25 protein-coding genes and 1 pseudogene are annotated in these 24,191 nt (G+C 71.7%); 16 read left to right on the plus strand and 10 right to left on the minus strand.

The genetic code is table 11. The features are described 5' to 3' along the window. Positions 1-58 precede the first annotated feature (58 nt). The gene (locus IEZ01_RS16505) at positions 59-2,107 is read left to right on the plus strand and encodes a HelD family protein (protein ID WP_506417163.1); all 2,049 of its coding nucleotides are present in this window, start codon (positions 59-61) and stop codon (positions 2,105-2,107) included. Positions 2,108-2,285: 178 nt separating this feature from the next. Here the strand turns inward: IEZ01_RS16505 and IEZ01_RS16510 are convergent, their stop codons facing one another. After that, the gene (locus tag IEZ01_RS16510; protein ID WP_189202347.1) at positions 2,286-2,975 is read right to left on the minus strand and encodes a copper homeostasis protein CutC; all 690 of its coding nucleotides are present in this window, start codon (positions 2,973-2,975) and stop codon (positions 2,286-2,288) included. 203 nt (positions 2,976-3,178) lie between these two features. Beyond that, positions 3,179-3,409, minus strand: coding sequence for a hypothetical protein (locus IEZ01_RS16515; protein ID WP_189202349.1), 231 nt, complete (start codon positions 3,407-3,409; stop codon positions 3,179-3,181). A 167-nt stretch (positions 3,410-3,576) separates the two neighbouring features. Here IEZ01_RS16515 and IEZ01_RS16520 point away from each other — a divergent pair, with 167 nt between their 5' ends. The 5 genes from IEZ01_RS16520 to IEZ01_RS16540 all read left to right on the plus strand — a co-directional run bounded on the left by IEZ01_RS16520 (position 3,577) and on the right by IEZ01_RS16540 (position 8,883). Further along, positions 3,577-3,870, plus strand: a complete 294-nt coding sequence (locus IEZ01_RS16520; RefSeq protein WP_189202351.1) for a cation transporter — start codon at positions 3,577-3,579, stop codon at positions 3,868-3,870. Between the two features lie 60 nt (positions 3,871-3,930). Continuing rightward, positions 3,931-6,219, plus strand: coding sequence for a heavy metal translocating P-type ATPase (locus IEZ01_RS16525; RefSeq protein WP_189202353.1), 2,289 nt, complete (start codon positions 3,931-3,933; stop codon positions 6,217-6,219). 436 nt (positions 6,220-6,655) lie between these two features. Further along, entirely contained in the window at positions 6,656-7,042 is a 387-nt protein-coding gene (locus IEZ01_RS16530) for a hypothetical protein (protein ID WP_189202355.1), read from the plus strand. Positions 7,043-7,232: 190 nt separating this feature from the next. Further along, a complete protein-coding gene (locus IEZ01_RS16535; RefSeq protein ID WP_028797674.1) occupies positions 7,233-8,033 on the plus strand; it encodes a polysaccharide deacetylase family protein in 801 nt (266 codons plus the stop codon). A gap of 61 nt (positions 8,034-8,094) precedes the next feature. Next, positions 8,095-8,883 carry an SDR family oxidoreductase gene (locus tag IEZ01_RS16540; protein ID WP_189202357.1) on the plus strand — a complete coding sequence of 263 codons (789 nt, stop codon included), beginning with the start codon at positions 8,095-8,097 and terminating at the stop codon, positions 8,881-8,883. 297 nt (positions 8,884-9,180) lie between these two features. On the opposite strand, the gene IEZ01_RS16545 is transcribed toward IEZ01_RS16540, so the two are convergent. Further along, complete coding sequence (locus IEZ01_RS16545) at positions 9,181-9,648, minus strand: GNAT family N-acetyltransferase (protein ID WP_189202360.1); 468 nt, start codon at positions 9,646-9,648, stop codon at positions 9,181-9,183. Positions 9,649-9,731: 83 nt separating this feature from the next. On the opposite strand from IEZ01_RS16545, the gene IEZ01_RS16550 reads away from it, so the two are divergent. Continuing rightward, entirely contained in the window at positions 9,732-10,316 is a 585-nt protein-coding gene (locus tag IEZ01_RS16550) for a hypothetical protein (protein ID WP_189202362.1), read from the plus strand. Between the two features lie 512 nt (positions 10,317-10,828). Here the strand turns inward: IEZ01_RS16550 and IEZ01_RS16555 are convergent. Continuing rightward, on the minus strand, positions 10,829-11,197 hold the full coding sequence (locus IEZ01_RS16555; protein WP_019887355.1) for an ATP-binding protein: 369 nt from the start codon (positions 11,195-11,197) through the stop codon (positions 10,829-10,831). Next, on the minus strand, positions 11,194-11,403 hold the full coding sequence (locus tag IEZ01_RS16560) for a hypothetical protein (protein ID WP_019887356.1): 210 nt from the start codon (positions 11,401-11,403) through the stop codon (positions 11,194-11,196). The genes IEZ01_RS16555 and IEZ01_RS16560 overlap by 4 nt, the downstream gene beginning before the upstream one ends. Positions 11,404-11,518: 115 nt before the next feature. On the opposite strand from IEZ01_RS16560, the pseudogene IEZ01_RS16565 reads away from it, so the two are divergent. After that, positions 11,519-12,371, plus strand: a pseudogene (locus IEZ01_RS16565) (helix-turn-helix domain-containing protein). A 1-nt stretch (position 12,372) separates the two neighbouring features. After that, positions 12,373-12,648: a DUF397 domain-containing protein gene (locus tag IEZ01_RS16570; RefSeq protein WP_019887358.1), complete on the plus strand. Its 276-nt coding sequence runs from the start codon at positions 12,373-12,375 to the stop codon at positions 12,646-12,648. Here the strand turns inward: IEZ01_RS16570 and IEZ01_RS16575 are convergent. After that, on the minus strand, positions 12,620-13,771 hold the full coding sequence (locus IEZ01_RS16575) for an alpha/beta hydrolase (protein ID WP_229832997.1): 1,152 nt from the start codon (positions 13,769-13,771) through the stop codon (positions 12,620-12,622). The genes IEZ01_RS16570 and IEZ01_RS16575 overlap by 29 nt on opposite strands. Before the next feature lie 84 nt (positions 13,772-13,855). On the opposite strand from IEZ01_RS16575, the gene IEZ01_RS16580 reads away from it, so the two are divergent. From IEZ01_RS16580 to IEZ01_RS16590, 3 genes are all read left to right on the plus strand, one after another. Beyond that, positions 13,856-14,869 carry an ArsR/SmtB family transcription factor gene (locus IEZ01_RS16580; protein WP_189202404.1) on the plus strand — a complete coding sequence of 338 codons (1,014 nt, stop codon included), beginning with the start codon at positions 13,856-13,858 and terminating at the stop codon, positions 14,867-14,869. Continuing rightward, the gene (locus tag IEZ01_RS16585) at positions 14,863-15,390 is read left to right on the plus strand and encodes a MepB family protein (RefSeq protein WP_189202364.1); all 528 of its coding nucleotides are present in this window, start codon (positions 14,863-14,865) and stop codon (positions 15,388-15,390) included. The genes IEZ01_RS16580 and IEZ01_RS16585 overlap by 7 nt, the downstream gene beginning before the upstream one ends. Positions 15,391-15,509: 119 nt before the next feature. After that, positions 15,510-16,061, plus strand: coding sequence for a GNAT family N-acetyltransferase (locus tag IEZ01_RS16590; protein ID WP_189202366.1), 552 nt, complete (start codon positions 15,510-15,512; stop codon positions 16,059-16,061). Here the strand turns inward: IEZ01_RS16590 and IEZ01_RS16595 are convergent. After that, on the minus strand, positions 16,058-16,924 hold the full coding sequence (locus tag IEZ01_RS16595) for an AraC family transcriptional regulator (protein ID WP_189202368.1): 867 nt from the start codon (positions 16,922-16,924) through the stop codon (positions 16,058-16,060). The genes IEZ01_RS16590 and IEZ01_RS16595 overlap by 4 nt on opposite strands. Positions 16,925-17,137: 213 nt before the next feature. Between IEZ01_RS16595 and IEZ01_RS16600 the strand changes: the two genes are divergently transcribed. Next, positions 17,138-18,343 carry a T4 RnlA family RNA ligase gene (locus IEZ01_RS16600; protein WP_189202370.1) on the plus strand — a complete coding sequence of 402 codons (1,206 nt, stop codon included), beginning with the start codon at positions 17,138-17,140 and terminating at the stop codon, positions 18,341-18,343. A gap of 150 nt (positions 18,344-18,493) precedes the next feature. Beyond that, positions 18,494-19,429, plus strand: a complete 936-nt coding sequence (locus IEZ01_RS16605; RefSeq protein ID WP_308427179.1) for a phosphatase domain-containing protein — start codon at positions 18,494-18,496, stop codon at positions 19,427-19,429. A 51-nt stretch (positions 19,430-19,480) separates the two neighbouring features. Here the strand turns inward: IEZ01_RS16605 and IEZ01_RS16610 are convergent, their stop codons facing one another. Continuing rightward, complete coding sequence (locus tag IEZ01_RS16610; RefSeq protein WP_019887370.1) at positions 19,481-19,822, minus strand: pentapeptide repeat-containing protein; 342 nt, start codon at positions 19,820-19,822, stop codon at positions 19,481-19,483. Positions 19,823-19,904: 82 nt separating this feature from the next. Between IEZ01_RS16610 and IEZ01_RS16615 the strand changes: the two genes are divergently transcribed. Continuing rightward, positions 19,905-20,558 carry an HD domain-containing protein gene (locus tag IEZ01_RS16615; RefSeq protein ID WP_019887371.1) on the plus strand — a complete coding sequence of 218 codons (654 nt, stop codon included), beginning with the start codon at positions 19,905-19,907 and terminating at the stop codon, positions 20,556-20,558. Here IEZ01_RS16615 and IEZ01_RS16620 read toward each other — a convergent pair. Both IEZ01_RS16620 and IEZ01_RS16625 read right to left on the minus strand, forming a co-directional pair. Continuing rightward, entirely contained in the window at positions 20,555-21,607 is a 1,053-nt protein-coding gene (locus IEZ01_RS16620; protein ID WP_189202372.1) for a hypothetical protein, read from the minus strand. The genes IEZ01_RS16615 and IEZ01_RS16620 overlap by 4 nt on opposite strands. Continuing rightward, positions 21,604-22,611, minus strand: a complete 1,008-nt coding sequence (locus IEZ01_RS16625) for a hypothetical protein (RefSeq protein WP_028797681.1) — start codon at positions 22,609-22,611, stop codon at positions 21,604-21,606. Before IEZ01_RS16625 ends, IEZ01_RS16620 begins: the two co-directional genes overlap by 4 nt. 299 nt (positions 22,612-22,910) lie before the next feature. On the opposite strand from IEZ01_RS16625, the gene IEZ01_RS16630 reads away from it, so the two are divergent. After that, entirely contained in the window at positions 22,911-24,149 is a 1,239-nt protein-coding gene (locus IEZ01_RS16630) for a Cmx/CmrA family chloramphenicol efflux MFS transporter (RefSeq protein ID WP_019887373.1), read from the plus strand. Positions 24,150-24,191: the final 42 nt, after the last annotated feature.

A 24,191-nucleotide genomic window follows, 5' to 3' on the forward strand; every position in this document is an offset into this window, starting at 1 on the left:
CCGGTCGGAAACCGGCGGCCACCTCGACGTGTCCGCGTACCCGACCGGAGGCTTCACCGTGTCCGCGCCCGATCCCGAAAACCCGCTCGCGCACGAGCGCGCCCATCTCACCTCCTCCCGTGCCGCGCTGCGGGCCATGCGGGAGGACGTCGAGGCGCTCGACATCAAGGACGTGACCGCGAACTGGGTCAACTCCCTCGTGCTCGGCGCGCAGATCGAGGCGCGGATCAAGGCGCTCGCCGATCTGTCGCACACTCCGCTGTTCTTCGGCCGGCTCGACTACCTCCCCACCACGCAGGAGGGCCAGCGCTTCTACATCGGCCGCCGCCACGTCCATGACGCCGACGGCGACCCGATGGTGATCGACTGGCGTGCGCCGGTGTCCCAGCCGTTCTACCGGGCCTCGAAGAAGGACCCGCAGGACGTGCGGCTGCGGCGGCGCTTCGGGTACACGGGCGGCGAGCTCACGGCGTACGAGGACGAGCACCTCACCGACCCGGCCGAGGCGGAACGGACCTCGAAGCTGCTCCAGGCGGAGATCGAGCGGCCGCGCGTCGGCCCGATGCGGGACATCGTGGCCACCATCCAGCCCGAGCAGGACGAGATCGTCCGCTCGGGCCTGTCCGGCACGGTCTGCGTCCAGGGCGGCCCCGGCACCGGCAAGACCGCCGTCGGCCTGCACCGGGTGGCGTACCTGCTCTACGCGCACCGCGACCGGCTCGCCCGCACGGGCACGCTCGTCGTCGGGCCGAACGAGTCGTTCCTCCACTACATCGAGCAAGTCCTGCCCGCGCTCGGCGAGTTGGAGGTCCGGCAGGCGACGGTCGATTCGCTCGTCGCCCATGTCGAGGTGCGCGGGGAGGACTCCGCGCAGACGGCCGTCATCAAGGGCGACGCGCGGATGGCGCAGATCCTGCGGGGGGCGGTCCGCTCCCACGTCACGCTGCCCACCGAGCCGCTCGTCGTCGTGCGCGGCTCGCGCCGCTGGTGCGTCCCGGCGTACGAACTGGAGGAGATCGTACGGGAGTTGCTGGACCGGGACATCCGCTACGGCGCGGCCCGTGACGCCCTGCCCCAGCGCATCGCGCACGCGGTCCTGGTGCGGATGGAGCAGGCGGGCGAGGCGCCGGACGACCGGGTCCAGGACGCGGTGGCGCGCAACGCGGCGGTCAAGGCCGCGGTGAAGGCGGTGTGGCCGCCGGTGGACCCGGCGAAGCTGGTGCTGCGGCTGCTGGGCGACGCCGAGTTCCTCGCGGCGCACGCGGAGGGGATCCTCACCGAGGACGAGCAGAAGCTGCTGCTGTGGCAGAAGCCGTTCCGGAGCGTGAAGTCGGCGAAGTGGTCGGCGGCGGACGCGGTCCTGATCGACGAGGCGACCGATCTGGTCCAGCGCACCCAGTCCCTGGGCCATGTCGTCCTCGACGAGGCGCAGGACCTCTCCCCCATGCAGTACCGGGCGGTCGGGCGGCGCTGCACGACCGGTTCGGCGACGATCCTCGGCGACCTGGCCCAGGGCACCACGCCGTGGGCGACGGAGAGCTGGCGGGAGGCGCTGACCCATCTCGGCAAGCCGGACGCGGCGGTGGAGGAGCTGACGGCGGGCTTCCGCGTGCCGCGCGAGGTCATCGCGTACGCCTCCCGGCTGCTGCCCCACATGTCCCCGGGCCTCGCCCCGGTCTCCTCGGTCCGTGAGACCCCCGGCTCGCTGGAGATCCGGCCCGTCCCGGACGCCGCCGGGCTCGACGCGGCGGTCGTGGCGGCGTGCGTGGAGTCGCTGCGCAACGAGGGCTCGATCGGTCTGATCGCCGCCGACGCCCGCATCGCGCCCTTGCGCGAGGCGCTGGCGGCGGCGGGCCTGCCCTGCCTCGCGCCGGGCGAGGAGACCACGTCCGAGGCGCGTCTGACGCTGGTCCCGGCGTCGCTGGCGAAGGGCCTGGAGTACGACTACGTGGTCCTCGACGAGCCCGCCGCCGTCGTCGACGGCGAACCGGACGAGCGCACGGGCCTGCGCAGGCTGTACGTGGCCCTGACCCGCGCGGTCTCGGGCCTGACGGTCCTTCATGCGACGGATCTGCCGGCGCAGCTGGCCGGCGGGGACGGCAACTAGCGGCTGGCCGGCGGCCGGGGGATGGGCGGCCGTGGCTCGGCCTAAGGCCGGACGCCCAGGCTCAGGCGTCGAGCCGTAAGCCGTCGAGCCGTAAGGCGTCGAGCCGCAGCCGTCGAGGCTCAGCCGTCGCCGTCAGGCACAAGGCGCCCGCCCCGCCCGCCGACGACGGCGCGAGCCGTCACGCGTCGAGTGCCTCGCGCCAGGTGCGGACCGCCGTCGCGGAGACCGGGGTCGTCCAGCCCTGGGGGCGGGCCGCGCCGCCGATGTGGAAGGCGGTGAGGCCGGCCGCGCGGAGGGCGGGCAGGTGGTCCAGGCGCAGGCCGCCGCCGACGAGGATCTGGGGTTCGTAGCCCGGTTCGTCGTGGCGGGCGGCCTCGGCGGCCAGGGTGGGCAGGCCGTCGTCGACGCCGTGCGGGGAGCCGGCGGGGAGGTACGTGTCCAGGCCCGGCAGGTCGGCGAGCTGCTTGCGCAGGGCGTCACGGTCGGCGGCGCGGTCGATGGCCCGGTGGAAGGTCCAGCGGCAGCCGTCGAGGACGGCGAGGAGCCGTTCGACCGTGACCAGGTCCGGCGAGCCGTCGGGGTCGAGGAAGCCGAGGACGAACTCGTCGGCGCCCGCCGCACGGAGGTCCCGCGCGGCGGCGACGAGCGCGTCCACGTCGCCCGCCGCGAAGCCGTCGGTCAGTCGGAGCATCACGCGCAGGGGGATGTCGACCGCGGCACGGATCGACGCGAAGGTCTCCGTCGACGGGGTGAGCCCGTCGGCCGCCATGTCGGTGACCAGTTCGAGGCGGTCCGCCCCGCCGGTCTGGGCCGCGATCGCGTCCTCGGCGTCGAGAGCGATCACCTCCAGCACTGCACGGTTGCTCATCGAGCCCATTCCTCCATCGGATACCGCCTACAGGTCTAGTCCAATGAACAGCCTACGCGCGTGAGGGGCCCGCCGCACCGTGCGCGTCACCCACGCCACCAGCCCCCACCCCCGGTCGACTGCCCGCCGACGTGGACCGTGAACGCCGCCGTACGCACCTTCCCCGGTGATCTTCCGACCCTGCGCACCCTTGACCGCGAACTTCAGCTCACCCGGCCCGCCGCGATCCGCGAGGTCTCCGACTCCAGGGCGTAGCCGCCCTCGGCGACCCGCAGCCCGCCGGCCGCCGGGCCCTTCGCCGTACCTTCGGCGCGCCCGCCGCGGCCCCCGCCCCGCTCGCCGACCGGGCCGACGCCCGCGCCGACCCCGTACGCGGCCCCGAAGGTCGCGGCGAGCGCGGCGGGGAAGGCGGTGACCCTCACTGCGGTGTTCATGGCCGCCCTCCCATGCGTGGGCACGTTTCGACGCACCCCTCGCCATACCCCCGGGGGGCATTGACCCAGGGTCGGAGGAGCGCTTGCGCTCCATACGGGCCAGGGGTATACATGGACCCAACCCAGATACCCCCCATGGGTATCCACCCCCGACAGAGGAGGGACCCATGTCGTCGTCCTGCTGCACTCCTGACGGCAGCTGCCACACGAGCGCCGGCGAGTCCACGACCGCGACCGCCGTCGCCGACAGCACCGCCACCACCTACCGCGTGTCGGGGATGACCTGCGGCCACTGCAAGACCGCGATCACCAAGTCGGTCGGCGAGCTGGCCGGCGTGATCTCCGTGGACGTCGACGTGGCCGGCGGGCTGGTCACCGTAACCACGGGCGGCGAGGCCGACGACGCCGCGATGGCTGCGGCGGTCGACGACGCCGGTTACGAGCTCACCGGCCGCGCCTGAGGGCCCACCCCCTCAGGCCCCGCACCCCGACCGCCTCCACGTCCAAAAGGAAAGGCAGCCATGACCACGACTACCGGCCCCGCCCAGGTCGAGCTCGCCATCGGCGGCATGACCTGCGCCTCGTGCGCGGCCCGTATCGAGAAGAAGCTGAACCGTATGGACGGGGTCGAGGCCACCGTCAACTACGCCACCGAGAAGGCCAAGGTCACCTTCGACGCCGACATCTCGGTCGCCGATCTGATCGCCACCGTCGAGGCCACCGGCTACACCGCCGAGGAGCCGCAGCTCGAGCGCCCCCGCGGGGACGGCGGCGACGAGCAGCCCACGGACGAGGAGAAGGCCGACGCGGCGCTACGGCCGCTGAAGCAGCGGCTGGTGACCGCCGTCGCCCTCGCCGTACCCGTCATCGCGATGGCGATGGTCCCGGCGCTGCAGATCGAGTACTGGCAGTGGCTGAGCCTCGCGCTCGCCGCGCCCGTGGTCGTCTACGCCGCCTGGCCGTTCCACCGCGCCGCCTGGACGAACGCCAAGCACGGCGCGGCGACGATGGACACGCTGATCTCGATGGGCACGACCGCCGCGTTCCTGTGGTCGCTGTGGGCGCTGTTCTTCGGGACGGCCGGTATGCCCGGCATGACGCACCCCTTCGAGCTCACGATCGCCCGTACCGACGGCGCCGGGAACATCTACCTGGAGGCGGCGGCCGGGGTCACCGCATTCATCCTGGCCGGCCGGTACTTCGAGGCCCGTTCGAAGCGGAAGGCGGGCGCCGCGCTGAAGGCGCTGATGCAGCTGGGCGCGAAGGAGGTGACCGTCCTGCGCGGCGGCCGGGAGGTCACCGTGGCCACCGCGGACCTCCAGGTCGGGGACCGTTTCCTGGTGCGTCCTGGCGAGAAGATCGCCACCGACGGCACGGTCGTCGAGGGTTCCTCCGCGGTGGACGTCTCCATGCTCACGGGCGAGTCGGTTCCCGTGGAGGTCGGCGTCGGCGACGCGGTCACCGGCGCCACGCTGAACGCCGGCGGCCGGCTGGTCGTCGAGGCCACCCGGGTCGGCGCGGACACCCAACTCGCCCGGATGGCGAAGCTGGTGGAGGACGCCCAGAACGGCAAGGCCGCCGCCCAGCGCCTCGCCGACAAGATCTCCGCCGTCTTCGTACCCATCGTCATCGCCCTCGCGCTCGGCACGCTCGGCTTCTGGCTCGGCACCGGATCCGGGCTGACGGCCGCCTTCACCGCCGCCGTCGCCGTACTGATCATCGCCTGCCCCTGCGCCCTGGGCCTGGCCACGCCGACCGCGCTGATGGTCGGCACCGGCCGCGGCGCGCAGCTCGGCATCCTCATCAAGGGCCCGGAGGTACTGGAGACCACCCGCAAGGTCGACACGATCGTCCTGGACAAGACCGGCACCGTCACCACCGGCCGGATGACCCTGATCAAGGTGCACACGGCCGCCGGTACGGACGAGACCGACGTCCTGCGTCTCGCGGGCGCGCTGGAGCACTCCTCCGAGCACCCGATCGCCCAGGCCGTCGCCACCGGCGCCGCCGCCAAGGTGGGTACGCTCCCCACGCCCGAGGACTTCGCCAGCATCCCCGGTCTCGGCGTGCAGGGTGTCGTCGACGGCCATGCCGTCCTCGTCGGCCGCGAGAAGCTGCTCACTGGGGTCCCCCATGTCGAAGGCCAGGGGAGGGCGATGGAGCTGCCTCCGTCGCTGAAGTCCGCCAAGGACGCGGCCGAACAGGCCGGGAAGACGGCCATCGCGGTGGCGTGGGACGGCGAGGCCCGGGCGGTCCTGGAGGTCGCCGACGCCGTCAAGGAGACCAGCGCCGAGGCGATCCGGCGCCTGCGCGCGCTCGGCCTGACGCCGATCCTGCTGACCGGTGACAACAAGGCCGTCGCCGAGGCGGTCGCCGCCGAGGTCGGTATCGGCGAGGTGATCGCCGAGGTCATGCCGCAGGACAAGGTCGACGTGGTCAAGCGGCTTCAGGCCGAGGGCCGTTCGGTCGCCATGGTCGGCGACGGCGTCAACGACGCGGCCGCGCTCGCCCAGGCCGACCTGGGGCTCGCGATGGGCACGGGCACGGACGCGGCCATCGAGGCCGGCGACCTGACGCTCGTACGGGGCGACCTGCGGGCCGCCGCGGACGCCATCCGGCTCTCCCGCAAGACGCTTGGCACGATCCGCTCGAACCTCTTCTGGGCCTTCGCCTACAACGTGGCCGCCCTGCCGCTCGCCGCGGCCGGCCTGCTCAACCCGATGATCGCGGGAGCGGCCATGGCCTTCTCCTCGGTCTTCGTCGTCGGCAACAGCCTCCGACTGCGCGGATTCCAGGCCGCCGACAACTAACCGCGCACGGACCAGGATTGAGCCCTTCTCCGTACCGGCGCCCGGCCTTGCTCTCACGCGTGACCGAAAACATACCTTCAAGTTTGTGACCTGCGCCACGTGCGCGCTCCAACGCGGGCCGTACCGAACTTCCGTATGGCAAGGTCAGGCAGGGCGATTCGGCGTGGATCCGACCATGGATCCGAGGGAGTCTGCTGCGCTGCGAGCAGATACGGGACCGGCACGCGTACGGGGAGTGCGGGTAGCGATCAAGCCCTCGCCGTCCACCTGGAACTGCGCGCCCACCCGGCGTCCGGCATCGAAGAGATCGCCGCGACGCTGGGCCTTCCGGCCCAGGACTCGCCCGCACCGGGCCGAGGTGACGCACCGGCTACTCATGAGCAGATGAGTACGTGCACCCTCCCCCCGGGCCGGGGGCTGCCGCGAGGGTTGGGGCATGTGCCCAAGACCACTGAATCCCGGCCTCTCCCTCCTGCTGCTGACCCTCGCGCCCGTTGCGGCATGGGCCGTCTGGCTCGGCTGGGACCAGCATCAGGACGTGCATCCGGACGGGTCGGTGAGCGGGCCGTACGAGGCCTGGCAGGTGATCGGGCTGGTGCTGACGCTGGTGGCGCCGGTCTACTGGGCCGCGTCCCGGCAGCGGGTCGTGTCCGCCGTGTTCGGGACGACGGTCGGTCTGACCGTCGCCTCCTATTACGACTGGTCGGATAACGAAACCGGCGGCCTCTTCGTGGTCGGCGTGGGGATGGTCATGGTGGGGAGCCTCCTCTGCACCCTCGCCGTTTCCAGCCTGATCGCCTGTCTGACACCGCAAAAGTCCTGACACGCACGCAAAACGCTCGACCGGCAAACCCGGTCGAGCATCTGCATTTTCGGTCACTTTCAGCCAGTTTCGACCGACCCGGGACGTAAGTCCTGAAAGTCAGCGGCACCGCGAATGGTGAAACCTTCCCGCCCGCCCATTCGTCCTCCCCCACGGGAACCGGTCAAGCGCCAGCGGGGAGTGGGCAGACATGGCAGCAAGGAAGTACACCGCGCACATAACCATCGTGGCATCGGCACTCGCGCTCATCGCGGCCGTCTGGGGCGCGGTGGTCCTCACCAGCCCCGGAACCGCCACCGGCGCCCAGGAGTCGACGTCAGGCACCCCCGCCCCCAAGGCCCCGCAGGGACCCCAGAAGCCCCCGCAGAAAGTGCCCGAAGGCATCGCCCACGACTCCGAGGCAGGCGGCCGGACCGTCAACATCACCATCGACGACGGCCCCGACCCGCGGTGGACCCCCAAAGTCCTCGAAGTCCTCCGCGAGAACAACGTCAAAGCCGTCTTCTGCATGATCGGCCCCCAGGCCAAGGAACACCCCGACCTGGTCAAGAAGGTGGTCGCCGACGGACACCGGCTCTGCGACCACACCATGACCCACGACACCACGATGGACAAGAAGTCCGTCGACTACCAGAAGCGGCAGATCCTCGACGCGAAGAAGATGATCGAGGACGCGGCAGGCGGCGGCGCGAAGGTCGAGTACTACCGCGCCCCGGGCGGCGCCTTCACCCCCGACAGCCGCCGCATCGCCGCCCAGGCGGGCATGCGGCCCCTCGGCTGGAACGTGGACACCAAGGACTTCGAGAAGCCGGGCGTGGACGCCATCGTGAACACCGTCCGCAACGAACTCCCCAACGGCCCCACCATCCTCTTCCACGACGGCGGCGGCGACCGCGCCCAGACCGTCGCGGCACTGGAGCAGATACTGCCCTGGCTCAAGGCCGAAGGCCGCCCCACCGGCTTCCCGGTGCGTACGCAGCCCAGCAGCTGAAACTGACACCAGGTTGGGTGATCATGGCCTGGTCACGTACCTCAGCAGGGGGAGCCGCCACATGTCACACCCGACCTCGCGCACCCAGTCACGCCCCGAGTCCACCCCCGAGTCGCGTCCGGTCACTGTCGTCACCGGTGGCAGCCGCGGCATCGGCGCCGCCACCTGCGTACGGCTCGCGGCCGACGGCCACGACCTCGTCCTCGGGTACGTCGCCGACACCGCCGCCGCCGAGAAGACCGCGGCGGAGGTACGGGCCGCCGGCGCGCGCTGTGTGACCGTACGCGCCGACACCTCCGTCGAAGCGGACGTGGAACGCCTCTTCGACACCGCCGTCGCCGAACTCGGCACAGTCACCGGCCTCGTCAACAACGCCGCCGTCACCGGCCCCCTCGGCGCCCTCGCCGACGCCCGCACCGAGGACCTGCGCCGGGTCCTCGACGTCAACATCCTCGGCTACCTGCTGTGCTGCCGCCGCGCCGCCCGCGACATGACCGCCGCCGGCGCGGGCGCCATCGTCAACATCTCCTCCGGCGCGGCCACCCTCGGCTCCCCCGGCGAGTACGTCCACTACGCGGCGACCAAAGCGGCCACCGACACCCTCACCCTGGGCCTCTCCAAAGAACTCGGGCCCCACGGCATCCGCGTGAACGCCGTCGCCCCCGGCCTCGTCGACACCGACATGCACGCGGCCATGGGCGCCCCCGACCGCGTGACGCAAATGGCCCCCACCATCCCCCTGCGCCGCGCCGCCGCCCCTGCCGAAATCGCGGCGGCGGTGGCGTGGCTCCTGTCCCCCGAGGCCTCGTACACGACAGGCACGGTGCTGCGGGTCGCGGGCGGGCGGTAGGTGGACCGGGGTGCGGGTTTCTTTGCCGGGTCGGGGTGGGCCGGGGGTGGGGTCCCACGCGGCAGCAGTGTTTGTGCCTGGGGTGGGGCGGCGTCTGCGGGTCAGAGATGCGCGGCAGTGAAATGGGGATTCTGGGCTGCGCTCAGCGGCGTGCGGCTGTCGCTTCGTTGGCGCGCAAGCACGTGGCTGGTGCCCGGAGGGGGCTGGTCCCGGGGTGGACGAACAAAAACGGGCGCTGAATGAAGGTCCATGCCGGATGAGCGCCTCTGGTGTCACAGGAGGCATCCCGGACATCGTTCACGATTGAACCGCGACGCATTTCGTCGCTTCGACGTAGCGACGGAAGCCTTGAGCCAGAGGCTTGAAGCCGCAGGACTCGTAGAAGGTGTGAACGTACTCGTCGTCGGCCGCCAGCAGCTGAACCTTGTAGCAGCCGGCCGATTCGCCCAGGCGCACGGCGGCCTCCATCAGCCGTTGCCCGATGCCACGCCGTTGGAAAGAACGGCCAACCACGACGTTCTCGACGAGGAGAATGGCCCGCCCGCCCCGGGTGAGGTTCGGCAGGACCACGCAGTCCGCAGTGCCGACAACAACGCCACCGACCTCGGCGACCAGCACCGTACGACCCTGCTGCTCGGCGATACCCGCCCAGATGGCAGACGCCGACTCCCTAGGCAGGGGCGTGTCGTCGGGGTTCAACTCGCCGTACAGAGCGAGCAGCGACGACAGGTCCGTCTCGACAGCTGACCGCACGGTGATCTCCATGCGCCGAAGCCTAAAGGCGGTTTCGTACAGGCCGGTCAGCATCCTGTGGATCAACTGCTGGACGGTCTTTAGCATCGCTGGTCATGGCTACAGTGATCGTGACCGTCGGACTGGCGTTCATCGGCTACCTGGCGACCTATCTCAACGGGCTCCGTCTGGCCCAGAGGCAGGCCCGTCTCACGCGCGTCAACCAGCAGCTGAGTGACTTCTACGGCCCGCTGTTCGCTCTGATGGAAGCCAACGGCCGCACCTATGACACCTGGTCATCGAAGTACGCCCGCCCTGACGGTCGCGACCCCTTTCGTCACGACACTCCTCCTACAGAGCACGAACTCGCGGAGTGGCGTACCTGGGCCACGACCGTCTTCATCCCCAACATCCAGGCCATGCGAGACGTCGTGGTCACCAAGGCCGACCTCCTCATCGAGGAGGAGATGCCTCAGGTCCTTCTCGAGCTTTGCGCCCACGTCTCGGGCTACGAGATCACTGCTGCGCGCTGGGCCCAGGGCAACTATGAAGAGCACTTGTCGGTCATATCTTTCCCGGGCCGGGCGCTGAGGGAGTACATCCGCGACAGGTTCACACACCTCAAGAGGGAGCAGGCCCGATTGCTCGGACACAGCGGAACTACCAGCGGGAATCGACGGACGGGCTTCATCGGCCGGTGAAGCCCGCCTGCGCCGTCAGCCCATTGCGGAACGACCCCCTTAGCCAGCCGCGCGCATTCTTGTTCGTCGACCCCGGGCCGGGCCACCCACCGCGCCCCAGCCACATGCTTGTACCCCGGCCGAACGACAGCGGTCCGCCGCTAAGCCGGCCTCAGAAGCCCCATTCCACTGCCGCGCTTCTCTGACCCGCAGACGCCGCCCCACCACAGGCACAAACACTGCTGCCGCGTGGGACCCCACCCCCCCGGGCCGCCCTCCGAGTGTGAAAAGGCGGACGGGGACGGGCGGTCAAGGGTGGGCGCAGCCCATCGCGCAGCGACGCGACCGAAGGGAGCGCCCTTGAAGGCCCGGCTCCGGGAGCCACACTCGGAGTGAGGGCGGACCCACCCGACACCCACGGACCCGGCCAGGCACGATCCGCAAAGAAGCGCTCACTACTCGCCACGGTGCGCCAGGCGTACCCCAGGACCAGCAGGTTGACGTAGACCGCAGCCAGGGCCAGCGCCCGAGCCTCACAGGTCCCGCAGTTCGCACCAGACCGTCTTGCTCCCGGGCCCCTGATTCACCCCCCACCGCACCGCCACCGCGTCCAGCAGCGCCAGCCCCCGCCCCGACTCGTCCGCGTCCGTCGCCCGGCGCAGCACCGGCCACGCCCGGGGATCGGGGTCGGTGACCTCCACCCTCGTACGCCCGTCACCCGTCGCCGCGATCCGCACGCTGACCGGCGTACCCTCGCCGACGTGCGTGATCACGTTGGTCACCAGCTCACTCACACACAGCTGAAGATCCGGGCACGGCCCGCCCACGTAATCCCGCAGCGTGTCCCGTACTCCCGCGACGGACTTCGGCATCGCCAGCAGATCGAACGTCAACGGCCTCACCGTTCCGCCGCCTTCCGCAGCACGTCCACCAGCCGACGGGCCGTGGTGACATTGCAGTTGCCCAACGCGATCAACGGCGGCCCGTCGGAACGCGCCGCGTACGTCACGAGATCCACGCCGAGTGACGGCAGCGTGATCCCGTGCTCGGCGAGGGCGGCGCGGAGGTCGACGAAGCAGGCGTGGGCCTCGCGGTCGTGCTCGGTCATGTGGGGGTAAGCCTTCCGGTGCGGTGTGTGACGAATACATCACACAGTGGGGTTCTCGTCCGTACGGTGGAAGGTCTTCTGGCTCCACGGTACGAAGTGTGGAAGGCGGGCGAAGGTGGCTGCGCGCAAGGACATCGACGGCTCGGCGAGCGTCCCGGAGTTCTACGGGAAGGAGCTGCGCTGGAAACGTGAGGCGGCGGGGCTGACGCTCCAGGACCTGGTCGCGGGCAGCTTCTACGGGATCAGCTACCTCAGCGAGATCGAACGCGGCACGCGCCGCATGCCGGAGGCGCTGGCGCAGCACGTGGACCGGGTGCTGAAGACGGACGGCTTCTTCGAGCGTTGCTGCGAGGACGTCCGTACGGCCAAGCAGGGCGCTCACGCCGCCTACTTCGCGCCGATCGCCGACTCGGAACCGAAGGCGACGGCCATCGAGGAGTGGTGCAACGTGCTCATTCCCGGGCTGTTGCAGACCGAGGCGTACGCGCGCGCCCTGATTCACGCCACCCACCCACTGGAACCCCCGGAGGGCGTCGACAAGAAGATTCGGGCGCGGCTGAAGCGTGCCCAGCTCTTCGAAGCCTCGAAGAGGCCGGAGTACTGGGCGACCCTTCACGAGTCGCTGCTGCACCAAGCTCTGCTTCCACCCGAGGACATGGCAGCTCAGCTGGAGTCGATCGCGGCGCTGGCCCGGCGACGCCGGATCGTTCCACAGGTGCTGCTGCGGAACGTGCCGACCCTGCCGTTCACAGCGCTGCCGCTCATGCTCATGGAGTTCGACGACCAACCGCCGCTGATGTACACGGAAGGCCCGTATCACGCGGCAGATCGTGGACGATCCGGGCCTCGTGAAGCTCTACCGCAAGGCATACGATCGGCTCAGGGCCGCCGCACTGCCGCCGGAGGCGTCCCTCTCCATGATCGAGCAAGCGGCTGAGGACTACCGAAATGGCTCGCTACGAGACTGACTTGAGCAACGCTGCCTGGCGTAAGAGCAGCTACAGCAACGGCGACGGCGGCAACTGCCTCGAAGTCGCCGAAGGCTTCCCCGGCGCCGCCCGCTGGCGTAAAAGCAGCTACAGCAATTCCTCCGGCGGCGACTGCCTAGAGGTCGCCGACAACCTCCCCGGCCTCGTCCCCGTACGGGACTCCAAAGCCCCCGACCTTCCCGCCGTCCTCCTCACCGCCCCCGCCTGGGTGCCGTTCGTCGAGGCCCTCAAGGGCGGGTGGGCAGCGCGGTCCTGAAGAACGACCGCACCGCCGACCGGACCCAGGGGATCGACCTCGACGGGGCGATCGGGCCCACGAAGCCGGCCCGCGCCGCCGGGGTCATCAGGCCCGCCGCCTGCAGTTGCGGGGCGAACGCCGCGTAGTCCGTGAAGACCCAGTGGTCCGCGCCGTTCAGGCGGCGGATGCGGACGCGGCCCCGGGCCGCCGACCAGGAGCGGTCGAAGCGGGCGTCGCGGAAGCCGTCCGTACCGGCGAGCAGCAGAGGGCGGGTCACGCGGTCGCGGGCGATCGGGAAGAGCGCCCCGGAGGGGTCGTCGAGGTAGCCCTCAAGGTTGACGGCTGCCCTGACGCGGGGGTCGTCGTGCAGGGTCTGGGCGGCGGTCGTACCGCCGGCGGAGTGCCCGTAGATGCTGATAAGGCCACCCGACCGGATGCCCAAACCATCCAACAGCGACGGTAGTTGGTCGAGCACGAAGGCCACGTCCGCCAGGCGCGCGTCGATCATCCGGTGGAAGAGCGCCGTGTCCTCCTTCGGGTTCCCTCCCAGCTCCGTCGTGACGATCCGGCCGTCCGGGAACTCGACCTCCGTCGTCTCCCCCGGGTGGTCGACGCTCACCACCACGTACCCGTGGCTCGCCAGGTCCTCCGCGAGGCCCGTACCGAGCGTCCGAGGGTCGCCGCCGCCGGGGGTGTACAGCAGCACCGGGTGGCGGCCGGGGAGCGCGGGGGCGCCCAGGTGGGCGTGGGTTGGGGTGGCGGCCCAGTTCACGCCGCTCGTCGGGAGCTCAGGGTGGAGGTGGACGGCGTCGATGTGCGGGACGAGGGCGGCGGCGCCCGGGCTCATGTGAGGAGCGGGCGGGTGGCCATGGGCGGTACGGGCCGGGTGGAAGACGGTGAGCATCAGCTCGCGGGAGGGCAGCTCCGGCTTCCAGGGGTCCGGGCGGGTGTGGTCGGTCAGGTGCAGGGTGGTGGCGCCGACGGGGTACGGGCCGGTCGGCGCCGGCAGGCGCAGGACGAGGTCGCGCGACGGCCGGGCGTGCGCGGTCCTGGACCCGAGGCCGGTCCCGATCCCCGTTCCGGTCCCGAGCAAAGCACCAGCCGCTACCGCCGACTTGATCAACATGCGTCGTGTAGTCATGACGGCATGCTGGCTGCGGGCGGCCAGAGCCCGCGATCGTTGAGGCCCTGGCCTAACAGCTGGCGTCACTGGGAGGAGAGAACACTGATCCGGATTCGGTTCACCGGTACCGACCTCGCCCATGTGCGATTCGCGCCCCGGCCCGCGCCCGTGCAAGAGCTGAACGCCACGTTCATGAAGCTGACCCATGGCGACGACCCGCTGTTGCACGGGCGCTGGCGCCGACGCGTCCTGCGGTCCCTGCCGCCCGCTGTCGAACCGCTCGCGGACCTCGTGCCCGGACGTCCGTCCTCGGCCCCGCTGTTCCTGGACGAGTTCAGCGACTCACTGGCCGCCGGTCTCGACGCCGTACGCGCCACGCCGCCCGCATTCGTCCGTACCGAGCTCCGGCGCGTCCACGGCCCGTACCACCGCCCCGCGCCCTGGGTGCGCGGCCTCCATCGCGGGGACGCCGGCGCGTGGGACGTCCTGCGCCGGGCGCAGCAGGCCGCGTTCGAGACAGTCCTGGGGCCCGTGTGGCCGGTGGTGCAGGATCTGCACCAGGCGGAGTTCACCCGCCGCGCCGTGGCGGTGGCCGAGCACGGCATCGGGGCCGTACTCGCCGGCCTGGTCCCCGGCGGCCGCCTGAACGGCGACACCTGGGAGTTCCCCGCGCCCGCCGGGCGGGACGTCACCACGGACGGCCGTGGGCTCCTCCTGCTGCCCACCTTCCACTGGACCGCCCACCCGGTCGTCGCCGAGCCCCCGGGCCGGCCCGTCGTCGTGACGTACCCGGCGGGGGACGGACTGCCCCTCACGCCGTACGGGCCCGGCGCCACCGAGGACGCGCTCGCCGGGGTCCTCGGCAGGACCCGGCTGGAGATCCTGCTCCTGCTCGGCAGCGGGGAGGAGCACACCACCAGCGGGCTCGCCCGGCGGCTCGGCGTCAGCAACGCGACCGTCTCGGCACACACCACGGCCCTGCGGGGCGCGGGCCTGCTGACGACGGCCCGGGCGGGCCGAGCCGTCCTGCACACCCGCAGCCCGCTCGGCGGCCTCCTCGTCGGCCGCCTCGACCGCACCCCGCCGATCCACGATGGCAGGATGACCGCATGGTGACGGATCAGCCGTGGACGGGGCTTCACGACGACCTGCGGGCGGCGAAGGCATTGGTGTACGACCCGAGCGGTTTCGCCTGCTCACCGCCGGTGCCCGAACCGGAGAGCGCCGAGTACGCGGCTTGCGCGTTCGCGCTCGACGACCGTTCGGTCCGGTTCCGCGTGGCCAGGACCACCCCGACGAAGGTGGGCCAGTTCGTCACCGTGTGGCAGCGGTCCGAGGAGGGGCCGATCCGGCCCTTCGACGCCGACGACGGGATGGACATCTTCGTCATCAGCAGCCGCGACGACAACGGCTTCGGACAGTTCGTGTTCCCCTGCGAGGTGCTGTGCGAGCGCGGCATCGTCTCCCGTAACGGCTCCGGCGGTAAGCGTGGATTCCGCGTCTATCCGCCCTGGGTGGCGACCACGAGCCGGCAGGCCCGCAGCACCCAGGCATGGCAGGTGAACCACTTCCTCGACCTCGGCCAGGACGGGCCTGCCGACCTGACGCGCGCCCACGCCCTCTACCACCGAGGCTGACGGCTGCCCGGCGGGTCGTCCGGCCTGGTCCCGCGGAGCCACGGCCTGAGTCACCGATTGTTCGTCTGCCGCCTGTTATTCGGTTGCCGCCTGCCAATCCGGCCGGATAGGAAGCTCGCATGCTTCGAGGCACCAAGATCGGGCTCAGGGCCCGGCACGAGGACGACATACCGATCCTGCGGACCGAGCTCTACGACGACGTGGTCAACGCCGCGCGGGCCGAGAGCGGGCCGTGGCGGCCGATCAGGCCCGGCTCGAAGGATCAGCGGCTCGACGCGGACGGCGAGGATCCGGGGATCGTCCAGTTCTCCGTGGTGGAACTGGAGGGCGACACGCTGGTCGGCACAGCAGCACTCTGGGGCATCGACAGCCACAACCGTTCCGCGCACATCGGCCTTGGGCTGCTGCCGTCCTCGCGGGGCAAGGGCTACGGCACCGACGTGGTCGCGACGCTGTGCCACTACGGCTTCGTCGTGTTCGGGCTGCGGCGACTGCAGATCGAGACCCTGGCGGACAACACCGCGATGCTGCGCTCCGCCGAGCGCAACGGTTTCGTCCGCGAGGGCGTGCTGCGCTCGTCGGCCTGGGTGATGGGCGAGTTCCTGGACGAGGTGCTGCTCGGGCTCCTCGTCCAGGAATGGAAGCAGGACTCGAAGGCCTGGAAGGCCTAGATTTCCGTCCGCTCCACGGGGATCCACAGCTCCGCATCCGCCTGCGTGGCGTCCTGCGACAGCTGGGTCCTCAGGATCTCGGGGCCCGGCCGGCTCCGGTACGGATTGGACGGGAACCACTGCGTGAACACGTCCCGCCAGAGGTACTGGAGCGCCTCCGGAAACTTCCCGGAGCTCTCGAAGACGGCCCACGTCCCGGCCGGCACGGTGAGCGCGTCCATGTCCGCGGGCACGGCGGCCCCGGTCACCACCCCGTGGTAGTAGTCGAGTTCGGTTCCCTCCGCCCGGCTCGGGTCCAGGTCGTCACTCACCCCTACGATCCCCTGCGGCTCCTGATCGGACAGACCCTGCATGCGCTGCAGCGTCTCCTGCCCGATGCCCCGGATGAATTCGGCGATGGCAGGGTTCATCCCCTCGCACACGAGGGGGACGCGGGCCTTCCGGCCGACCACACGGAACTCGTCCTTCTCCACAATCCGGTATCGCATACTGCTACTCCCTTCAACGGTGAGGCGGAAGGACAGCCGTGGCTGGCACTGCAGACTCGCACCGGACCGCCTGGCCTCGCCGGGGCCGACGCCGTGCATGGCGCGGAACGCACGCGCGAACGCCTCCCCCGACGTGTAGCCGTAGCGAACCGCGATCTCCAACAGCGTCCGGTCCCCCGCCAGCACCTCGGCACCGGCGACCGTGAGCCGCCTGCGCCGGATGTACTCCGACAGCGGAATTCCCGCCAACGCGGAGAACAGCCGCCGGAAGTGGTACTCCGAAGTCACCACGATCCGCGCCAGGTCGGCCGCCTCGATCTGCCGATCGAGGTGGCACTCAATGTGCTCCATGGCCTGGTTCAGCCGCTCCAGCACCCCGGCCTCCTTCCCTTTCGATCACTCACGTTAGGAAGCAGCCACCCTGCCGGACCCGACCTTCTGTGCCCGGTCCGGTCGGGTACGAGCGGCGCATCGCCTCTCGCATCTCGCCTCTCGCATCTCGCATCTCGCATCTCGCACCCGGCCTAAATCGCTGTCCCGGCCCCGTCCCCGCGCGAGAGGATGCACCTCCCCGACCAGGAGGAACCCATGAGCCAGGCCCACCTGACTCTCCACGAACTGCTGCCCGACGGTGAACTCGCCGCCGCGCTCGACGCCGGGCACGTGACCCGCAAGGCACACCCCGAGCTGCCGCTGTCGATCTACACGTACACCCGCACATGCCAGTACGAACGTATCTGGAACCGGGTCACCATCCGCTGCCGCGGCCTCGTCGCCGACGACACCACCGGCGAGATCGTCGCGCTGCCGCTGCCGAAGTTCTTCAACGTCGGCGAACACGAGACCGGTCAGCCGTACGCGCCCGCCCTTCCGGACGAGCCGTTCGAGGTGTACGACAAGGTCGACGGCAGCCTCGCCGTGATCTTCCACTACGCCGGGGCCTGGCGCGTCGCCTCCAAGGGGTCCTTCATCAGCACCCAGGCGACCTGGGCGCAGCGCCACCTCGACGGTCGGGACACCTCCGCGCTCACGCCCGGCGTGACGTACCTCGCCGAAGTCCTGTACCCGCAGAACCGCATCGTCGTGGACTACGGCGACCGCCGTGACCTGGTCCTGCTCGCGGCCTTCCGCAAGGACGGCTCCGAGCTGCCGCTCACCGAGGCGGCCGGGCACTGGGAGCAGATCGGATCGGTCGTCACGGTCCGGCCCGCCATGCCGCTCACCGAGCTGCTCGCCCTCACCGAGTCGAACACCCTGCCCGACGGCTCCAAGTCGACCGGCACCGACGCCGAGGGCTTCGTGCTGCGCTTCGCCTCCGGCGTCCGGGCCAAGGCGAAGATCGCCGAGTACGTACGGCTCCACAAAGTGCTGACCGGCGTCACCGAACGGGACATCTGGCGCAGCCACGGCATCCAGCGGTTCGCGGAGCTGCCGGCCAAACAGCTCACGCAGGGCCTCGGCTGCTCGACCGCGGACCTAGAAGCCCACGGCGGCAAGCCGCTGGACGCGCTGCTTGAGCAGGTGCCGGACGAGTTCGACGCGTGGGTGCGGGAGGTGATCGTACGGATCGAGGAGGCGACGGCGAGCCGGGAACGGGCCGTCGAGGAGGCGTACGCGTCACTCGCCCACCTCGCGGGTGACCGGGGCGCGTTCGCGCGCGCGGCGCGGGAGCTGCCTGACGCGCGGCTCCGGTCGGCGCTGTTCCTGCGCCTGGACGGGCGGTCGACGGAGCTGGTCGCGTACCGTTCCGTCCGGCCGGAGGCGTCCGATCCGTTCGCGACCGACGACGAGTGACGGACGCCGGACGGCAGACCGCAGACGCCAGACGCCAGACGTCTGCTGACAGATGACAGATTTCAGATGTCGGCTGACCGATGGCGGATGACGGATGTCAGCTGACAGACGGCCGCTGACCGCTGACGGACGACCGACGACCAATCACCGATTGAGGAGAACCGATCCGTGCCCGTAGTACACGTCATGACCGGGCTGCCCGCGTCCGGCAAGACGACCGCCGCGCGCGAGCTCCAGGCCGCCGCCGAGGGGCGGATGCGCCGCGTCAACCTGGACGACCTGCGGACCATGCTCGACGTCCCGGCCCCCGAGCGCGGCCGCTCGCACGCCCATGAGCAGACCGTCCTCGCCATCCAGGACGCCGCTGTGCGCACGGCCGTCGACGACGGCTTCGACGTCGTCGTCGACAACACCCACCTCACGCCGCACATACCGAAGCGGCTCAAGGCGGCCGTCACCGGCCTCGACGTCACCTTCGCCGTGCACGATTTCACGGGCGTGCCCGTCGACGAGTGCGTACGCCGCGACGCGGCCCGGGAGCGGGCCGTCGGCGAGGAGATCATCCGGATCCTCGCCGACAAGCACGCGAAGGCCACCAAGGGCGGCTGGCGCCTCACCGACGCCTGGCTGAACGACCGGCCCGCCGCCGTGCCGTACGTGCCCGATCCGGCGCTTCCGTCGGCGGTCCTGTGCGACATCGACGGCACGCTCGCCCTTCGCGGCGACCGCGGCCCGTACGACTTCACGCGCTGCGACCTCGACCTGCTCAACGTGTCCGTACGGCACGCGCTGCGCGCCTTCCAGCACACCGAGCGGGACACGATCGTGCTGCTGTCCGGCCGCAGCGAGGACCACCGGGAACTGACCGAGGCCTGGCTCCAGCGGCACGAGGTGCCGTACGACGAGCTGTGGATGCGCGCCTCCGGCGACGGCCGCAGCGACGACATCGTCAAGGCCGAGCTGTTCGACGCCCACGTACGCAACCGGTACGCGGTCCGGGTCTCGCTGGACGACCGGGACCGGGTGGTGGCGGTGTGGCGGCGCATGGGTCTGCCCACCTGGCAGGTCAACTACGGCAACTTCTGAGGAAAGCCCGCTCAGTTCAGTTCAGCTCGGCTCGGCTCGGCTCGGCTCGGCTCACGGGTACGAACGCAGCGGCGGCAGGTCCGTGCGCAGGGTGAAGCCGGACAGCTGGGAGGACGGGGTGCGCGGGTCGCGTTCCTCGGCGAGGACGACACCGGCCTGGGTGGGGTCGATCCCTTCCGGCCAGCGTGTACGGGCGTCGGCGCGGGCGCCCGTCAGGTCCGCGTCGTGCAGGTCGGCGCCGGTCAGGTCGGTGCCGCGCAGGTCGGCCGTGCGCAGGTCCGCGGCGCGGAAGGAGGCCCGCTGGGCATGTGCGCCGCGCCTTGTCGACGGTTGACATTGCCCCGACCCTTCACTCGCTCCACATACCCCCCGGGGGTATCTTCGATGGAGCACCGTAGCATACCCATAGGGGGTATGTAAGCGGTGTGTTTGCCCGACCGTCCGGGCCGCCTTCGGGCGGGGCACAATGGGCGCCATGGCAGCCGACGAAGACCTCCTGCACCGCTGGACGGCGACCCTGCTGACGGCGCGGGGCCACGCGCCCGGGCCGGACCCGTTGCCGTACGGCGAGAACCTGCTGGCCCGCTGGGCGGAGCCGCAGCGCCGCTACCACACGACGTCCCACCTGCGGGCGGTCCTCGACCGGATCGACGAACTCGCCTCGCACGCAAGCGACTTGGCGGTGGTGCAGCTGGGCGCCTGGTTCCACGACGCCGTCTACCGGCCGGACCGCTCGGAGAACGAGGAACGCAGCGCCGCCCTCGCGGAACGCGCCCTGCCCGAGGCGGGCCTTTCACCCGCCCGTACCGCCGAGGTGGCCCGCCTGGTCCGCCTGACGGTCACGCACGACCCGGCCCCCGGTGACGACGACGGCGAGGTGCTGTGCGACGCGGACCTGGCGATCCTGGCGACCGACGCCGATACGTACGGGGGGTATGTGGCGGCGGTCCGGGAGGAGTACGGCTTCGTCCCGGACGACGCGTTCCGGGCGGGCCGGGCGGCGGTGCTGCGCCAGCTCCTCGCCCTGCCGAGGCTGTTCCGCACCCCGTACGGCGCGGAGCACTGGGAAGCACCCGCGCGCCGCAACCTCACGGCGGAGCTGGCAGAGCTGGCGCGGCCGGAGAGCTAGGGGCACTCACGCGAGCGGTACACCCGCCCGCTGACGTACTCCAGCCGCATCTTGTCGCCCTTGTCCTCCAGTACGTGCAGGGTGCCGTCCCAGGGCGCCCAGTGGCGGGGTACGAGATAGAGCCGGTCCCCGGAGACGTGGAAGAGCCGCAGCCCGGCGTACCGGTAGCGGTACGGGCTGCCCTTCTCGGCGACCAGGGACAGACAGCTCCCGCCACCGCGGATCAGCAGGTCCTTCTCGCTGAACACGACGACGGCGGGCAGCCCGCCGGCCACACTCCGCGCGGTGTCGGCGGCCCGCCCCCGCCCGACGATCCCGGCGTAGGCGTACACCGACCAGAACAGCGCGACCACGGCGAGGAGCAGCGCGAGCGCCCACAACCGCGGCCGGGGCGCGTCCCGGGTCCGCGCGTACGCGGTGAGCAGCACCCCCACGAGCACCGCGAGCGGCACGGCGACCTCTCCGACGCCGGGCGCGAGCGGATACACCCCGACGGCCCCCAGCGCCCCCACCCACGCCCACCGCATCCCCCGCACCACCGGCTCGGGCACCCGCCGGTGCCCGGCGTACGCGCCGAAGGCGAGGACGGCCGCGACGAGCACGGGCAGGTAGAGCGCGTTGACACTGCGCAGGAGGTAGTCGGCGGTGGACAGCCGGAACAGGTTGTCCCGCAGCCCGAGGGCTTTGGTCTCGGCGTCGGTACTGGCCCACCCGAAGTAGAACAACACGGCGGTGAACAGCGACAGAAGCGACCCGAAGGTCCCGAGCAGCTCCGCGACCCGACCGGGAGCGGGGGCGGTGGCGTCGTCGGGGGCCGGGGCGGGCGGGGTGGCCGTCCCGCCGGGCGCGGTGGTCGTGGCGGGGCCGGGCCCTGTAGCCGGGGCGGGTGCGCCGCCCGGCGCGGGCGCGGGCGGGCTCGTACGCGCCGCAGGGACCTGGCCCGTGTCGGGGCCGGGACCCGTGGCCGGGGCGGGTGCGCCGCCCGACGCGGGCGCGCCCGGGTCGGGCGGGGTCGCTCGGCGGAGGCGCAGGCGCGGGCGGCGGGTCATGACAGGGTCGGGGCGGAGGGGTCCGGGTGCGTGGGCTCGGGATCTGTCGGGGAGGGGTCCGTCGGAGCGGGATCCGTCGGCGAGGGCTCGGAAGGCGAGGGGCTCACAGGGCCCTCCGCCGACTCGATCGTCAGGATCCGCTCGACCGCCGCCGGGTACGTCCCGAGGACGCGCACCGTACGGCGGCCCGGCGGCGTGCCTTCCGGGACCCTGAAGGTGACCGTCATGCGGTCGCCCGACATCCAAAGGGGCTCGGTCATGTCCACGTTCCGACCGCCGAGGTGTACGACGACGCCCTTGTACGCGTCGCCGTAGTCGAAGTAGGCGCCCCGCATCTCCACCCTGACCGTCTCCCCCGGCCGCGCCACCGCGTCCCCGCCCGCGTCCAGGCGGACGATGTGCCACCGGCACGCGGGCGCCGACCCGCCGCCCGACGGCTTGCGCAGAGTCGTCGTGGCGCCGGGGTGCTCGCGGTGCCAGCGCAGCAGGCGGCCCAGGACCTCGTACGCCGCCCGGCCCTTGCACGTGGCCGGCCGGCCGCCCGGCACCCCCTCGTACGCCCGCGCCGCCTCCTGCCAGCTGCCGCCCTTGCCCTGGATCGCCATGCACGCCTCGGCGAGGCCGCGTAGGACGTCCCAGGCCTTCGGCTCGGAGTGCCCGGTCCCCTCGAAGTCCTCCGGGTCGTCGGGGATCTCGCGCCGGGCCGCCCCGCAGTCGCGCGGCCGATCCCGCAGCAGGTCGTAGACGCTCTCGGGGTCCGGCGCCTTCTCCGTGTTGGGCGCGCCGGGCCCGGGCGGCAGGAAGGAGAGGCCCTCGTTGTCGGGTCCGCCCGGCCGGGGGCCGTCGTCGCCGGTGGGCGGACGCCAGGTCGGCGTCCCGGTCGCCGACGCCGACGGGCTCGGCCCCGCCCCGGCGGACCCTTCGGGCCCGTCGGAGCAGCCCGCGACCGCCGTGAGGCCCAGGGCCAGGCTCAGCAACACCGCGTACCCATGCTCCGTCCGCACCGCGTACCCCCCGGCTCCGGGTGTTCCTGGCCGTCATGATGGCGCCGTCCCACCGGCCTGGGAAGCGGAACAGCCGTAGGGGCCGTCCCCGCCCCGGGGCCAGGGAACGGCCGGGGTGGGCGGCCGGGGGAACGGCCAGGGTGAGCGGCGGCCGGGGGCCGGCCGCGGCCGGGCAGGATCCGGCCGCGGACCGGCCGGGGATCAGCCACCCCCCGTACCGGGGAATGCCAGGATCAAGTCCGGTGTTCGCACATGTCATGCCGCCTTCCCCCGCCGAGCGCACTCCCGCACGCCCCCGTATGCCCCTGGCCGTCTACATCCTCGGCCTCTCCGTCTTCGCGCTCGGCACGAGCGAGTTCATGCTCTCCGGCCTGCTGCCGACCATCGCGGACGACATGAACGTGTCGATCCCGCGCGCCGGTCTCCTTATCTCCGCCTTCGCGATCGGCATGGTCGTCGGCGCCCCGCTGCTGGCCGTGGCGACGCTGCGGCTGCCCCGTAAGACGACCCTGATCACGTTGATCACCGTCTTCGGCCTCGGCCAGGTCGCGGGCGCGCTCGCCCCGAACTACGAGATCCTCTTCGCGTCCCGGGTGGTCAGCGCACTCGCCTGCGCCGGGTTCTGGGCGGTCGGCGCGGCTGTCGCCATCGCGACCGTCCCGGTGAACGCGCGCGCCCGCGCGATGGCTGTCATGATCGGCGGGCTGTCCATAGCCAACGTCCTGGGCGTCCCGGCGGGCGCGTTCCTCGGTGAGCACCTGGGCTGGCGGTCCGCGTTCTGGGCGGTCGGCGCCGCGTCCGCGATCGCGCTGGTCGGCATCCTGGCCAAGATCCCGCACATCCCGCTCCCGGAGCGCCGGCCCGAGCTCAAGGGAGAGCTGACGATCTACCGTGACCGCCAGGTGTGGCTGTCGATCGTGATCACGGCGCTGGCGGCGGGCGGCGTGTTCTGCGCGTTCTCGTACCTCGCCCCGCTCCTGACGGACGTGGCCGGTCTCGACGCCCGCTGGGTCTCGGCGGTCCTCGGCCTGTTCGGGGTGGGCGCGCTGATCGGTACGACGATCGGTGGCCGGGTCGCGGACGCCCACCTCTTCGGAGTGCTGCTGAGCGGCATCACGGCGTCCACGGTCTTCCTGGCCGCGCTGGCGCTGTTCGCGTCCAGCCCGGTCGCGGTGGTCGTGCTGTCGTTCCTGCTGGGTGTCTCGGCGTTCTACACGGCGCCGGCCCTGAACGCCCGTATGTTCAACGTCGCGGGCGCCGCCCCTACCCTGGCGGGCGCCACGACCACCGCCGCCTTCAACCTCGGCAACACCGGCGGCCCCTGGCTGGGCGGCACGGTCATCGACGGCGGCCTCGGCTTCCCCGCGACCGCCTGGGCGGGCGGGGCGATGACACTCGTCGCGCTGGCCGCGGTGGCGGTGTCGCTGCGGCTGCACACCTCCCGTTCGCGGGTCGTGGCGGGCGCGGGGGCGGGGCGCGCGGAGCAGGTGGAGCGGGCGGAGCTGGCGGAACTGGCGGACGAGAAGTCCGCTTTCTGACCGAGGCCTCGGGCCGCCCCTGACCTGAGCCTCCGGGGCCGG

The sequence above is a fragment of the Streptomyces purpureus genome (assembly GCF_014648195.1).
In the GTDB taxonomy this organism is placed as follows: domain Bacteria; phylum Actinomycetota; class Actinomycetes; order Streptomycetales; family Streptomycetaceae; genus Streptomyces; species Streptomyces purpureus.

What these genes read in the sequence shown, in the direction of transcription:
- IEZ01_RS16540 (WP_189202357.1), top strand. Translation starts at nt 8,095, where the DNA reads ATGTCACACCCGACCTCGCGCACCCAGTCACGCCCCGAGTCCACCCCC.
- IEZ01_RS16620 (WP_189202372.1), bottom strand. Translation starts at nt 21,607, where the DNA reads ATGACCCGCCGCCCGCGCCTGCGCCTCCGCCGAGCGACCCCGCCCGAC.
- IEZ01_RS16550 (WP_189202362.1), top strand. Translation starts at nt 9,732, where the DNA reads ATGGCTACAGTGATCGTGACCGTCGGACTGGCGTTCATCGGCTACCTG.
- IEZ01_RS16560 (WP_019887356.1), bottom strand. Translation starts at nt 11,403, where the DNA reads ATGACCGAGCACGACCGCGAGGCCCACGCCTGCTTCGTCGACCTCCGC.
- IEZ01_RS16590 (WP_189202366.1), top strand. Translation starts at nt 15,510, where the DNA reads ATGCTTCGAGGCACCAAGATCGGGCTCAGGGCCCGGCACGAGGACGAC.
- IEZ01_RS16615 (WP_019887371.1), top strand. Translation starts at nt 19,905, where the DNA reads ATGGCAGCCGACGAAGACCTCCTGCACCGCTGGACGGCGACCCTGCTG.
- IEZ01_RS16515 (WP_189202349.1), bottom strand. Translation starts at nt 3,409, where the DNA reads ATGAACACCGCAGTGAGGGTCACCGCCTTCCCCGCCGCGCTCGCCGCG.
- IEZ01_RS16585 (WP_189202364.1), top strand. Translation starts at nt 14,863, where the DNA reads ATGGTGACGGATCAGCCGTGGACGGGGCTTCACGACGACCTGCGGGCG.
- IEZ01_RS16520 (WP_189202351.1), top strand. Translation starts at nt 3,577, where the DNA reads ATGTCGTCGTCCTGCTGCACTCCTGACGGCAGCTGCCACACGAGCGCC.
- IEZ01_RS16530 (WP_189202355.1), top strand. Translation starts at nt 6,656, where the DNA reads ATGTGCCCAAGACCACTGAATCCCGGCCTCTCCCTCCTGCTGCTGACC.
- IEZ01_RS16535 (WP_028797674.1), top strand. Translation starts at nt 7,233, where the DNA reads ATGGCAGCAAGGAAGTACACCGCGCACATAACCATCGTGGCATCGGCA.
- IEZ01_RS16545 (WP_189202360.1), bottom strand. Translation starts at nt 9,648, where the DNA reads ATGGAGATCACCGTGCGGTCAGCTGTCGAGACGGACCTGTCGTCGCTG.
- IEZ01_RS16510 (WP_189202347.1), bottom strand. Translation starts at nt 2,975, where the DNA reads ATGAGCAACCGTGCAGTGCTGGAGGTGATCGCTCTCGACGCCGAGGAC.
- IEZ01_RS16575 (WP_229832997.1), bottom strand. Translation starts at nt 13,771, where the DNA reads ATGACTACACGACGCATGTTGATCAAGTCGGCGGTAGCGGCTGGTGCT.
- IEZ01_RS16630 (WP_019887373.1), top strand. Translation starts at nt 22,911, where the DNA reads ATGCCCCTGGCCGTCTACATCCTCGGCCTCTCCGTCTTCGCGCTCGGC.
- IEZ01_RS16600 (WP_189202370.1), top strand. Translation starts at nt 17,138, where the DNA reads ATGAGCCAGGCCCACCTGACTCTCCACGAACTGCTGCCCGACGGTGAA.
- IEZ01_RS16525 (WP_189202353.1), top strand. Translation starts at nt 3,931, where the DNA reads ATGACCACGACTACCGGCCCCGCCCAGGTCGAGCTCGCCATCGGCGGC.